Annotated in this window: 11 protein-coding genes, 5 tRNA genes and 1 other annotated feature; of the genes, 2 read left to right on the top strand and 14 right to left on the bottom strand. The window is 58.2% G+C overall.

Translation table 11 applies throughout. The features are described 5' to 3' along the window. Window positions 1–185: 185 nt before the first annotated feature. Window positions 186–278: transfer RNA gene (locus A6M21_RS02930), tRNA-Ser, on the bottom strand. Between the two features lie 24 nt (window positions 279–302). Continuing rightward, window positions 303–764, bottom strand: coding sequence for a tRNA adenosine(34) deaminase TadA (tadA, locus tag A6M21_RS02925; RefSeq protein ID WP_151191776.1), 462 nt, complete (start codon window positions 762–764; stop codon window positions 303–305). A 573-nt stretch (window positions 765–1,337) separates the two neighbouring features. On the opposite strand from tadA, the gene A6M21_RS02915 reads away from it, so the two are divergent. Continuing rightward, window positions 1,338–2,162, top strand: a complete 825-nt coding sequence (locus A6M21_RS02915; RefSeq protein WP_066666401.1) for an HD domain-containing protein — start codon at window positions 1,338–1,340, stop codon at window positions 2,160–2,162. Window positions 2,163–2,432: 270 nt separating this feature from the next. Then, window positions 2,433–3,758, top strand: a complete 1,326-nt coding sequence (gene mtaB, locus A6M21_RS02910) for a tRNA (N(6)-L-threonylcarbamoyladenosine(37)-C(2))-methylthiotransferase MtaB (RefSeq protein WP_066666400.1) — start codon at window positions 2,433–2,435, stop codon at window positions 3,756–3,758. Window positions 3,759–3,915: 157 nt separating this feature from the next. On the opposite strand, the gene A6M21_RS02905 is transcribed toward mtaB, so the two are convergent. The 12 genes from A6M21_RS02905 to pdxT all read right to left on the bottom strand — a co-directional run bounded on the left by A6M21_RS02905 (window position 3,916) and on the right by pdxT (window position 12,686). Beyond that, window positions 3,916–4,527, bottom strand: coding sequence for a hypothetical protein (locus A6M21_RS02905; protein ID WP_161485984.1), 612 nt, complete (start codon window positions 4,525–4,527; stop codon window positions 3,916–3,918). 146 nt (window positions 4,528–4,673) lie between these two features. Further along, on the bottom strand, window positions 4,674–4,976 hold the full coding sequence (locus A6M21_RS02900) for a type II toxin-antitoxin system RelE/ParE family toxin (protein WP_066666398.1): 303 nt from the start codon (window positions 4,974–4,976) through the stop codon (window positions 4,674–4,676). Further along, window positions 4,963–5,235, bottom strand: coding sequence for a type II toxin-antitoxin system Phd/YefM family antitoxin (locus tag A6M21_RS02895; protein WP_066666397.1), 273 nt, complete (start codon window positions 5,233–5,235; stop codon window positions 4,963–4,965). Before A6M21_RS02895 ends, A6M21_RS02900 begins: the two co-directional genes overlap by 14 nt. 177 nt (window positions 5,236–5,412) lie before the next feature. Next, window positions 5,413–5,489 (bottom strand) — tRNA-Arg (locus tag A6M21_RS02890). Window positions 5,490–5,571: 82 nt separating this feature from the next. Beyond that, window positions 5,572–5,648 (bottom strand) — tRNA-Arg (locus tag A6M21_RS02885). A 173-nt stretch (window positions 5,649–5,821) separates the two neighbouring features. Beyond that, a tRNA-Ser gene (locus A6M21_RS02880) sits at window positions 5,822–5,916 on the bottom strand. A 17-nt stretch (window positions 5,917–5,933) separates the two neighbouring features. After that, window positions 5,934–6,023, bottom strand: a tRNA-Ser gene (locus A6M21_RS02875). A 154-nt stretch (window positions 6,024–6,177) separates the two neighbouring features. After that, window positions 6,178–7,458: a serine--tRNA ligase gene (gene serS, locus A6M21_RS02870; RefSeq protein ID WP_066666396.1), complete on the bottom strand. Its 1,281-nt coding sequence runs from the start codon at window positions 7,456–7,458 to the stop codon at window positions 6,178–6,180. Window positions 7,459–7,845: 387 nt separating this feature from the next. Then, a complete protein-coding gene (locus A6M21_RS02860; protein WP_161485983.1) occupies window positions 7,846–8,577 on the bottom strand; it encodes a histidine phosphatase family protein in 732 nt (243 codons plus the stop codon). 130 nt (window positions 8,578–8,707) lie between these two features. Further along, window positions 8,708–10,291 (bottom strand): phosphoglycerate dehydrogenase, encoded by a 1,584-nt coding sequence (serA, locus tag A6M21_RS02855; RefSeq protein ID WP_066666394.1) that lies wholly within the window; start codon window positions 10,289–10,291, stop codon window positions 8,708–8,710. Window positions 10,292–10,296: 5 nt separating this feature from the next. Continuing rightward, on the bottom strand, window positions 10,297–11,442 hold the full coding sequence (locus A6M21_RS02850) for a pyridoxal-phosphate-dependent aminotransferase family protein (protein ID WP_066666393.1): 1,146 nt from the start codon (window positions 11,440–11,442) through the stop codon (window positions 10,297–10,299). Between the two features lie 89 nt (window positions 11,443–11,531). Further along, window positions 11,532–11,763, bottom strand: a binding site (T-box leader). Between the two features lie 320 nt (window positions 11,764–12,083). Next, window positions 12,084–12,686, bottom strand: coding sequence for a pyridoxal 5'-phosphate synthase glutaminase subunit PdxT (pdxT, locus tag A6M21_RS02845; protein WP_066666452.1), 603 nt, complete (start codon window positions 12,684–12,686; stop codon window positions 12,084–12,086). Between the last annotated feature and the right edge of the window lie 23 nt (window positions 12,687–12,709).

Below are 12,709 nucleotides of genomic sequence, written 5' to 3'. Positions count from 1 at the left end.
CTCAACCGCGTGCGCGTCCCGCGGACGCTCCGGAACAAGGTACGGACCCGCAGTTTTCATTATTTCCGGTGATGCAAGAGCGGGCGTTTGTTTTTTAGACTTCCCGTATGATTGCACCTCAAGGCGGACCGAAAAAACAAGGGGTTTCGCACCAAACCAGCGAAACCCCCTTGGCTTATCCAGATTGGCGGAGAGAGTGGGATTCGAACCCACGGTACTGCTCAACACAGCACACTCGATTTCGAGTCGAGCGCCTTCAACCACTCGGCCATCTCTCCACATGTGGCTGTTTCCCTGCCGGATTAACTTTTCTGCCTCAGTTCCCGGAAAAAGCGCCGGATGATGCCGGCACACTCATCCGCCAGCACGCCGGAAACCACCGCCACCCGGTGGTTGAAGCGCGGTTCCCGCACCACGTCCATGATTGAATCCACCGCGCCGGCCTTGGGATCCGCCGCCCCGTACACCAGCGTCCCCACCCGGAACTGCACCAGCGCGCCGGCGCACATCGGACAGGGTTCAATCGTGCTGTACAGGGTGGTCCCCGTCAGGCGCCAGTCGCCCACATGGCGGGCCGCTTCGCGCAGGGCGAGGATTTCCGCGTGGGCGGTGCTGTCCACCAGGGTTTCGCGCAGGTTGTGTCCGCGGCCGATAATTTCACCGTCCAAAACCACCACCGCACCAATCGGTACTTCGCCCCGGTCATAAGCCTTTTGAGCTTCGGTCAAAGCTTCCCGCATGTAGCGATGATGCTCCGTGGCCATTCCTCCCCCGCCATTGCCGATCTTTTATAGTTTATCATAAACCGCCCGCTTCTGGCAACCCCGCGGTTATTACGGTTTTACCACATGCGGGGCAGCTGTCAAGGCCGCTGCCCCGCTCAGAGAGTGACAATTTCTTACTCAAATGAAACGCTCTTTCATTGACACTTCAAACCGTTCCTTATGTAATTCCGTTTATCTTCGCCAATTCACTTAGCCTCATGGAAATGTTGTATCATAAGAGGTCATATATTTCTATGGTTTATTTAGCTGTTTAGAACCCCGTGCTTTTTTGTGGCGTGCTGACGCATCAAAACCCGTTGCGGCCCCGGCCCTGCCGGTGCCGGGGCGCTGTGCATACATTACCGCCGGATAAAGCACGTAACTTAAATGTTTTTTTAACTTTGTTATGGTACTATAATAACCGGTAAGCACTCCATCTTTTTCAGCAGCAGCGTCCAGTCCGGTGAAACCACGGCGGGATGTTGTCATGATCACCGTCCGCGGCGGCATTCTCCCGTTTCAGCCGGCAATCCGGCGGACGTTCGCACCACAACCGGGAAAGGGGTTTTTATTTTGCAACCGGCGCAACTGCAAGCCTTGAAAGAGTGGTTCATCCGGTACGTGCGCGTTTTTTACAGCGACGACCCGGCCGTGCAGGACGGCATCCACCTGAAGGAAGCACACACCGGGCGGGTATGCGAAGAAATGCGCCTGCTCGGAAATTCCCTGCACCTCGAAGCGGCGGACCTCAACCTGGCCGAAGCGGTCGCCCTGCTTCATGACGTGGGGCGTTTCAAACAATACGCCACCTACCGTACTTTTAACGACCGGCGCTCGGAAAACCACGCCCTGCTGGGCATACGCGAACTGGCCGGGACCGGCGCGCTGTCCGGCCTCCCGGCGGAAGAAGAAAATCTAATCACCAAAGCGGTTGAGTATCATAACCGGCGCGAGTTGCCGCACCCCCTGCCGGAGCGCCAAAGCTTATTCGCCCGCTTGATCCGGGATGCGGACAAACTGGATATCCTGTATCTATTCACGGAATCCCTGGCCCGGGAAAATCAAAAGCCAAACCGGGCGCTCAACTCCGCACTGCCGAACACCCCGGGTTATTCGCCGGTGTTAATTCACAACCTGCTGCAGGGACGGCTCTGCCGGTACGACGATATGAAAAATTACAACGACCGGAAGCTTTTAATGCTTTCCTGGGTTTATGACATCAATTTTCCCTGGACGCTGGCCGAAATCAACCGCCGCGGCTATTTGGAAAAGATCCTGGACGGCCTGCCAGCCACCGGTGAAATCCGGCAAGCGGGGGAACGGCTGCGCGCCGCCGTCACCCGGAAAACCGTTCGCCCCGCGCCGGGCGCCGGCATGACAGCCGGGACCGGGTCGTAAATACGGCCAATCCGGGATGACGAACCGGTTCAACAGCAGATCAACAGGCACGCCGTCAGGCCTGCCAGTCAAAAAAGCTTTTACGGGATGGACTCCTACGCCGCCTGCGGCGAAGCGATCAGAGAATCATGCCTGACACGGCACGCCACCTCCGGATCGCCTTCCATGCCGCTCCCGCCGGCGACTGCTGTTTCGCAGTTGGGATCCGGCGCCGGCACGTGGTATAATCAAAGGCAATAGCGCCTGGCGCTTTTCCGGAGGGGAATCTTTTTGCCTTACACTTTTCAAATCAAGACCCTGGGCTGCCCGGTCAACCAGCACGAGGGGCGGGCACTGGCCGAAGTCATGACGGCGGCCGGTTTCAAGGAAACCAAAGACACGGCGGACATTTACATCATCAACAGCTGTGCGGTCACCGGGGCGGCGGCCGCCGAGGCGCGACGCCTGGCCGCCAAAGCCAAAAGGGAGAATCCGGGGGCGCTGGTGGTGCTGACCGGATGTTACCCGCAGGTGTACGGGCGGGACATAGCCGCCCGGCTGTCCGGGGTGGACATGCTCACCGGCACCACGGGCCGGTCGCGCCTGCCGGAGTTAATTTCCCGGCGCCTGGCCGGTGAAAACACGGAACGGCTGCTGGTTACCGCACACCGGCCGGGGGAAGCCTTCGAGGAACTGCCCCAGCCCAGCCGGTACGGACGCACCCGGCCGGTGATCAAAATCCAGGAGGGCTGCGACGAGTCCTGCACTTACTGCGTAGTGCGGCTGGCCCGCGGCCTGCCCCGCAGCCTGGAACCGGCCGGAGTGCTGGCCCGGGTGCGTCACCTGGCGGAAAAGGGCAACCGGGAGATCATTCTGGCCGGCACCCACCTGGGCACCTACGGCAAAGATATTTCCGGGTGGAACCTGGCCCGGCTCATCCGGGAGGCCGGCGCATTGCCCGGTGATTTCCGTCTCCGTCTGGATTATGTGGAACCGATGGATTTAACTTATGAGCTGTTGGAGGCCATCGCCACATCAACAAAAGTCTGCCCTTTTCTCTACCTGCCGCTGCAAAGCGGCTCCAACCGGGTGCTGGAGAAAATGGGGCGCCGGTATACGGCGGATGATTATGCCCGTTTGGTGGAAGCGGCGCGCAAGCTGATCCCCGGCCTGGCCGTATGGACGGATCTGATTGCCGGCTTCCCCGGCGAAACCGCTGAAGATCATCAGCAAACCATGTTCCTGGTCCGGCAGCTGGCCTTCAGCCACCTGCACGTTTTCCCCTACTCGCCCCGGCCGGGAACGACGGCCGCCTCTTTTCCCGGACAGGTCGCCCCGGATGTGAAAAAGAAAAGGGTGCAGGAGTTGCGGGCGCTGGGCGAAGAATTATCCCTGGAATTTTACCGGGGATTGACCGGCAAAAAAGTGCAGGTGCTGGTGGAAAAAGTGGCGGACGGAGCCGGGGAAGGCCATTCCGAACACTATGTCAAGGTACGCTTTCCGGCCATCGCTCCGGAATTGCGGGGTTCCCTGGTGCCGGTGCGTGTCCTATCCGCCCGGCCATGGGGCGTGGCAGGCCGCCGCCTTCCGGCAAACCCGGGCGGCGGCGCACTTTGAAAGCCTGCGATCCAGTGACCGGGGCTGTGGCGAGAACTTCATACCTTCCCCCTCCATGCCGTATTACCACCGCGAAAACCTTTGCGGCATAAAAAAAGGTGGTTTTGTACCACCAAAACACGGTTTGCCTTTGCCCGCAATACAACAAACTTTTTGACTAATAAGTCAACAATTGATATGATTCGGAAAGCTTTATACTTTTATGCTGTTCCAGTTCCTGTACGCCCTGTTCGGTCAACAACAGCCAGTCGGACGGTTGAACAATATTTGGGTCGCCGGAACGCCTGATCAGTCCATCCTTGTCCATTGCATGCACTTCCGGCGCCAGCAGTTCCATGGTTGTTTTCATCAGTGCCGCCAGATCCCGGAAGCTGATTTCAGTCTCCGGTGATTTACGGTTTTCTTCAAATAAAACTTTGAGCATCACCCTACGCATAGAACCGGCGTCGTGATACAAAGCAAGCTCTTTTTTTTGCTGCCAGATCTGCAGTTCCCCCTCGGACACCAATGGCCAGAAATCTATTTGCGTCAATTGATCTGTGAAAACGTCAATCGGTTCGGACGGATCCCGGTTTGGTTCGGCAAACAGCACCTCTTTTATTTTCCGCGGGGCAATGGTCACCGGATCAAGCCGGGAAATTTGTGCAAACATGTCGCTGATCCTGATGCTGTGGTAAATACCGTTTACCGCAAAACCAATTTCCACACCGGGCACGGGGAATTCGCCGCGATTTGAAAATCCGAATGCAATCACCCTTGGTCTGCGCATGTCGTTCAAAATACCTCCGCCTCCCTTTTGAATTGATCAACAAATCACAATCTATATCCAGTATAAATAAAAGCAGGTAATTTGTCCAGGTATTATCATTCCGGCAGGGTCATAACCCCTGTCCGGCCCGGTCCGTCTTTCACGTGCTACAGCAGAAACTCATATCGCCTCCGGCCATGCAGGATACGCCGTATTTCCACTGTCGAACCTTTTACGACGTAAAAAACAAGGTAGTTTTGCACCACCAGAACGCGATAACCCTTTGCCCGCAACACATTACTTTTAAGTAACGGACAGCGCAAAGGCATCCGCCCCAGTGAACCGATGCCGTCCACAATTTGATCATACAGTTTAAGCGCGGCATCCGCCGAGAGAGCATTGACATAATCCACAATATCTTTTAAATCCTGCTGTGCCGAGGGAAAAATCAGCAGTTTATACTTTTCCATGGACATTCGACCGCAGCTTTTTGGCAAACTCGAAAAAATCTTTTCCGGCAATGCCGCCGGCAATCTCCGCTTCAGCCTCCGACAGCTTGCCATAAAGCTCTATGAGCGCCTGTTGCCGCTCATAGGCCTCTATACTCATCACCACCATATCACCTACGCCATTCCTGGTTATGAATACCGGCTCCCCTTCCCGGTGACAAAACTCGGAAATCTCATTGGCGTTATTTCTTAAATCCGAAACAGGACGGATTTGCGGCATGAAAAACCCTCCCGCTCTCATAATTTATACATTAAACATAGCATAATTATGAGTGGGTGACAAGTACTTCTTACGTTGTTTGCCGCAGCAACACTTTAGTGTCTTTGCAGCCAAACTACTCCCCAAATGGCCTTTCTGAAAACGAAACCCCGCAAACCTTGCGGGGTCAGGCTTTCATGGTGCGCCCGGAGGGACTCGAACCCCCGGCACGCGGTTTAGGAAACCGCTGCTCTATCCGCCTGAGCTACGGGCGCGTGGTTGATCGCGGTTGATTTTGTCTGTTAAACGTCCCGGATGCAGGTCTGCCCACCTAACCGGTGGGCAGTGGAATACAGCTGGTGTGCCTGAAGGGACTCGAACCCCCAACCTTCTGATCCGTAGTCAGACGCTCTATCCAATTGAGCTACAGGCACATTTAAACGGCAGCCTTGCCGGCTGGCAAAGTTAATTCTAACAAAACCGGCGGTGAAAGTCAAGGTGTTTTCTTTTACCACATACAAGGCCGTGAATTGAGAGGGAAAAAATCTGCTTTTGCCAAACCGCCGGGAAATGGCGGGAGCGGTGCGTTTGATACACCGCTCCAAAATGGCGGAGAGCGAGGGATTCGAACCCTCGAGACAGCTTTAGAACCGTCTACTCGCTTAGCAGGCGAGCGCCTTCAGCCTACTCGGCCAGCTCTCCATCTAAAATTATTCACCTGGCGGAGGGAGTGGGATTCGAACCCACGGAACCAGTGATGGTTCAACGGTTTTCAAGACCGCCTCCTTAAACCGCTCGGACACCCCTCCATGCTATCCCCGAGTGGCATATCATAGTATAACACGCGGGAAAAACACTGTCAACAGGAAGAAAAACGAGCCCGGCGGCGCAATCAGCCGGCCGGGGGGAAGTGTTATTGCGGTCGCGGTACTTAATCATTCATGGGTTTACGCGTATACCTGTCTACTTCTCCGGCGGCCCGATTCTGGTCAGCCCGCCCATGAAGGGAACCAGTTTTTCCGGGATGAGCACGCTGCCGTCGGCCTGCTGGCAGTTTTCCAGAATGGCGGCCACCGTGCGCCCCACGGCCAGGCCGGAGCCGTTCAGGGTGTGGACGAACCGGGGCTTGCCCTTCCCGTCCTTGAAGCGGATGTTCGCCCGCCGGGCCTGGAAGTCCTCGAAATTGCTGCAGGAGGATATTTCCCGGTATTGATTGTAGCTGGGCAGCCATACCTCCAGGTCGTAGGTTTTGGCCGAGGAAAAGCCCAGGTCGCCGGTGGACAGGCAGACCACCCGGTAGGGCAGGTTGAGCAGTTGCAGCACCCGCTCGGCGTTGGCGGTCAGCTTTTCCAGTTCGGCATAGGAATCTTCCGGCCGGGTGAATTTGACCAGTTCCACTTTGTTGAACTGATGCTGGCGGATCAATCCACGCGTGTCCCGGCCGGCAGCCCCGGCCTCGGCGCGGAAGCAGGCGCTGTACGCGCAATGGTAAACGGGCAGGCGGTCACCATCCAGAATTTCCCCCCGGTACAGGTTGGTCACCGGCACTTCCGCCGTCGGAATCAGATAGTAGTCCGTACCAGCCACCTTAAACATGTCCTCGGCAAACTTGGGCAGCTGCCCGGTGCCGATCATGCTGTCGCTGTTGACCATGAAGGGCGGGAATATTTCCACGTAGCCGTGTTCTTTGGTGTGCAGGTCGAGCATGAAGTTGATCACGGCCCGTTCCAGCCTTGCCCCCGCCCCCTTGTAAAAGGTGAAGCGGGCGCCGGAAACCTTGGACCCCCGCTCAAAATCGATGATGTCCAGGGACTCCCCCAATTCCCAGTGCGGCCGGGGGGTGAAATCAAACTGCGGCTGTTCACCCCAGCGCCGGATTTCGACATTGTCGGCTTCGTCCCGGCCCGCCGGCACGCTGGCGTGGGGCACATTGGGGATGGACAGCAGGGTGAGCTGAATCTTTTCATCCAGGTCCCGGATCTGATCATCCAGTTCTTTAATCTGCTCGCCCACCCGGCGCATCTCCAGCACCATTTCCCCGGCCTCATGACCATCCTTTTTCAAACGGGCGATTTCCGCGGAAACAACATTGCGCTTGTTTTTGAGCTGCTCGACGGCAACCAGTTTCTGCCGCCGTTCTTCATCCAGTTGTAAAAACGGTTCCAGGCTGATATTGGCATTGCGCTTGACCAGCGCTTCTTTAACCACATCCGGATTGTTGCGTACAAATTTCAGGTCCAGCATAACCATTAGCTCCTTTTTGTTCCCTTGAAAGTTGATGCCTTTTCAGGCGATATATAACTGCGCTACGCGCAAGCATGGATACGGCAACGTCAAGCCGCTTTTCGCCATAATATATATAGGGGTGCATTACCCATTGCTGTCACTTATGACACTGAAAGCGACCTTGACGCAGCATGGATTCCAATCATAGGTTGCTATGTATTATTTCCAGCCGTTACCTGTTTTCATCCCCGGTTCCATTTTAACACAAAATACACCCCATTTGAACCCGGCGGCGCGGGTAAACGGCGGCCCGGCAGGCGTGTTGGGTTCAGTATATATGTTCTTGGAACCGTTTAATCCCGGGAACGGTTCCGATCCAGGCAAAGCAAGCGGCTGCATTTTCCCTTACAGCGCCAGCTGCTCCCCGGCACGGAGAAAACCGCCCAGGTGGCAGGTGCCGTTAAGCATGATCACCCGCCAGCGGCCTTCCCGGCGGCCCAGGACATTGATCCCGGTGTTGTCCAGCTTGATCTGCCAGAAATGCTCCTGATCCAGGTTCAAAACACGCCTGATTATAGTGCGGATGGGGGTGTCGTGGGAAACGGCCAGGATGATGCCGCCGGGATGGGCGCCGGCCATTTGCTCCAGAGCGGCCCAGGCACGTTCTTCCACCTCGGCCAGTGTCTCACCGCCCGGACCGGGCATGCGCACCTCATACGGCGCGGTACGCCAGCGCCGTAGCAGGCCGGCGTAGCGTCCGGCCACCTCGGAAAGCAGCAGCCCTTCCCAGGCGCCGTGGCAGATTTCCGTCAGCCCGGGCAGGACCAACGGCTCCAGGCCATGTGCGTCGGCCAACATGCCGGCGCCGGCGGCCGAGCGGGCCAGGGGCGCGGTGTAAACCGCGGCCAGGGGCACGGAACTCATGGCCGCAACCAGGGCGCGGAACTGGGCCAGGCCCTCGTCGCTTAAGGGAGCATCCAGCCGACCCTGGTAGCGGGAGAGGCGGTTCCATTCCGTGGCCCCGTGCCGGACCAGCAGGACAACCGTCTCCCGGCCGGTCGGTTCCGGACATTTTTTTTGACTGTTACTCCCGGCCAAAGCCGCCGGCGGCAGTTCCACCGGGCATGTTTCCTTCATACCATCAATCTCCCATGGTATAAACCCGGCCGGAAATCCGGCCGGGACAGTTTGATCCGATTGGATAATCCTGTGCATGAGAGCACGCCGGCGGACAAGCGCCGCCTTCCCGGTTGACCAAAGGGGGCCTTTACAGGCTGACCATCTTCACATCCAGCACGCCCTCGATGCGGGCGATTTCCTGCAGTGTTTCCCCGGGCACCGGCGCGTCCACCGAGAGCATCATCACCGCCCGGCCGCCCACTTCCTTGCGGCCCACCTGCATGGCGGCGATGTTGATGTTGTGCTCGCCGATCAGCACGCCCACCGGCCCGATGATGCGCGGTTTATCCAGATGCGGCACATAGAGCAGGTAGCCTTCCGGCACGGTATCGATGCGGTAGCCGTCAATCATCACGATACGCGGATCATGGACGCCGAACAGTGTGCCGGCCACCGATTTTTCCGTTTTATCCGAATAGACCTTGACGGTAATCAGGCTGGCATAACCGTCGGCCTCCCCGTCAATGGCCTGGAAAACCTGGATGCCCCGGTTTTTGGCCAGCACCGGCGCATTGACGAAGTTCACATTTACCTGCAGAATGGGATCCAGCAGGCCCTTGACCACGGCGGTGGTCAAAGAGGCCACTTCCTGTTTGGCCAGTTCACCGCTGTAGACCACTTCCAGCTTGTTGATCCGTCCGCCGACCAGCTGGGCCAGGAATTTGCCCAGTTTCTCCGCCAGTCCCAGGTATGGCCGGATGGCCGAAAGCACCTGCGGGTTGACCGAAGGGATGTTCACCGTATTCTTGACCAGCTTGCCTCTCAATGCGGCCACTATTTCATCGGATACGTCCACCGCCACGTTCAACTGCGCCTCCCGGGTGGAGGCACCCAGGTGGGGGGTGGCGATGAAATTGGGCAGGGAGAGCAGCGGGCTGTCCGTATTCGGTTCCTTTTCAAAGACATCCAGGGCGGCGCCGGCCACTTTGCCCGCCGTCATAGCCTGGTAAAGCGCTTCCTCTTCAATAATGCCGCCCCGGGCGCAGTTGATGATGCGCACCCCGTCCTTCATTTGCGCCAGTGCGGCGGCGTCGATCATGTGGTAGGATTCTTTCGTCTTGGGCATATGCACGGTAATGAAATCGGCCCGGGCGAACAGATCTTCCAGGGAGAGCAGTTCCACCCCCATGCCGGCCGCCTTTTCCTCGGTAATGTAAGGGTCATAGGCCGCTACATTCATTTCCAGCGCCTGGGCGCGTTTGGCCACCGCCGAACCGATGCGTCCCAAACCGATGATGCCCAGCGTCTTGTCACGCAGTTCCACCCCCAGGAAGGCCTTTTTGTCCCAGACTCCTTCCTTCAGGCGGCCCACAGCCTGCGGTATGTTGCGCGCCAGCGCGAGCATCATGGCGATGGTGTGCTCCGTGGCGGCAATAGTATTGCCGTCGGGGGCGTTGACCACCAGGATGCCCCGGGCGGTAGCCGCCTCCAGGTTGATGTTGTCCACTCCGACCCCGGCCCGGCCGATCACCTTCAGGTTGGCCGCCGCCTCAACCACGCGGGGGGTCACCTTGGTGGCACTGCGCACAATCAGCGCATCGTATTCGGGAATGACCCGGACCAGTTCATCCTCGGTCATCTTGTGACCAATGACAACTTCAATATCTTCTTCCCGGCGCAGCGGCCGCAGGCCTTCCTCCGACACGCCGTCCATAACCAGAACTTTTTGCATTTGCTTTACCTCCCCAAAAGCACTTCCTGGGCCGCTTTTACGCCTTTGCCCAGTTCCACCGGGTAGCCCACCCGGGTAAGAGCCATTTCCAGCGCCGCCACGGCCAGAATGACATCCATCTTATCGGCAAAGCCCATGTGCGCGATGCGGAAGATCTTGCCTTTCAGAATCCCCTGCCCGCCGGCAAAGGTAACCCCCAGCTCTTCCTTCAATACCTTGCGGATGTCGTCCGCGCCAATGCCTTCCGGGCTGTATACCGAGGTGACGGTGGGTGAGGCATAACCGGCTTCCGCCAGCGGCCGCAAACCCAGGGCCAGTACCGCCTCCCGCACGGCCCGGGCGAGCAGGATGTGCCGGGCGTAAACATTTTCCAGCCCCTCGGCAAGCATCATATCGAGCGCCGCGTCCAGCCCCTGGAACAGGGAGACATTGGGCGTATAGGCGGTATTCCATTTTTCAAAGGACTTGCGTGCCGCCGGCAGGCTGAAATAGAAGCGCGGCGCGCTGTTCCCCTCGATCACCGGCCAGGCTTTGGGGCCCACGGCCACCATGGCCAACCCGGGCGGCAGCATCATCGCTTTTTGCGAGGCGGTCACCAAAATGTCCACATGCCATTCATCCATCTTGATTTCAATGCCGCCCACGCCGGAAACGCCGTCCACCAGCAAAAGGGCGGGCGTTTTGGCCACCAGGGCGCCGATGCCGGCAATGTCGTTGAGCACGCCGGTGGAAGTTTCATTCTGGGTGGCCAGCACGGCCTTGTAACCCGGATCGCCGGCCAGCTTCTCCGCGACCACCGTCAGATCCACATTTTTCCCCCAGCCGAAGTTTATTTCATCTACCTCCGCCCCGTAGGCGCGGGCGATTTTAGCGAAGCGTTCGCCGAAATTGCCGGTGATCAGTGCCAGCACCTTGTCGCCGGGGGAAACCACGTTGGCGATGGCCGTTTCCAGCCCGCCGGTGCCGGAATGGGTTAAAATGAACACCTCGTGGACCGTCCCGAACACCCGGCGGATCTTTTCCTCGATGCGCCGGTGCAGCGCGGCGAAATCCTCGCTGCGGTGACCGATCATGGGGCGGGACATGGCCGCCACCACTGCCGGCGGTACGGGCGTCGGGCCGGGAATCATCAAATAGTGCTTGTCCTGCATACTCCATCTCTCCCTTTTACAAATTAAAGCTTTAAAGAAAACTTAACCTGAAAAACATTAAACCTCCCGTCCCGTGCCGGCTTGATGCCAGCAGGGACGAGAGGTTTACTCCCGCGGTGCCACCCTTTTTTGACAGGCGCGTTGTTAACCCATGCGCCTGCCCGCTTGAACGTGATAACGGGACTGCCCGTGCCTGCCTACTGCTGCTTTCAGCCGGCCCCCTCCGGGGAGCTCTTTCGCCAGCCGCCCTGCCGGTTCACACCAAACACCGGCTCTCTGTCAGGACCACCACTGGTTACTTTACCCCTGCATCGGGTTTATTTTTGATCTGGTTAAAATATTACTACAAGAAATTTGATTTGGCAACAAGAAATTATAAAAATTAACCGGTTGACTGAAATTACCAGAGTTTTTAAACCCTGCCGCCGCCTTCCGGTTCCATAGTACCGCGGGACGGTATGAACAGCCCGCGCCTGCTGCCGGCTCTCCCCGGAAATTGCCCGGCAACGCCCGCTACCGGGACACCGTTACACCCCCGGAACCTGCCAGACAACGCCCGCCTTGCCGGAACCGGCATACCCGTGCGTAATTTGTGCCCGGCAACGCCCGCCCCCCGGGGATGCAGCCATACCCCCGCGCACTTATGCCGTTATAACCGCCGGAGCCCGGTCCTGCCGGGAAGCACAGGCCGTCAAAAACAACTGATGCAGACGCTTGTCGCCGGTCAACTCGGGATGAAAGGCGGCGGCCAGAAAACGTCCCTGGCGCGCGCAGACAATCTTTTCTTTAAAGCGGGCCAGCACCTCCACGCCCGGTCCGGTTTCCAAAATGTAAGGCGCCCGGATGAACACCGCCCGGAAGAGCTCCTCACCCAGCACCGGTACGGCCAGGTCCGTCTCAAAGCTTTCCACCTGCCGGCCGAAAGCATTTCTTTCCGCCACCATGTCCATCAGGCCCAAACGTGGTTGTTCCGAGCCGGCAATTTCCCGCGCCATCAGGATCAGACCGGCGCAGGTGCCGAACACGGGCAGGCCTTCTTTCGCCCTGGAGACGATCGGCCCGAACAATCCGAAATCGTTCATCAGCTTGCCCATGGTGGTGCTTTCCCCGCCCGGAATGATCAGCCCGTCCAGACCATCCAGTTGCCCCGGCTTGCGCACCTGCCGGGATTGGGCGCCGCAGGCGGCCAGCGCGCGCTGGTGCTCGATGAAGGCCCCCTGCAGGGCCAACACGCCAATTAACATGTCCCGGTACTTCCTTTCCGCTC

The sequence above is a fragment of the Desulfotomaculum copahuensis genome, assembly GCF_001655685.1.
Lineage (GTDB): Bacteria > Bacillota > Desulfotomaculia > Desulfotomaculales > Desulfovirgulaceae > Desulfotomaculum_G > Desulfotomaculum_G copahuensis.
Note: the sequence above shows the minus strand (reverse complement) of the source record. Positions and strands in the feature narration are given on the sequence as shown.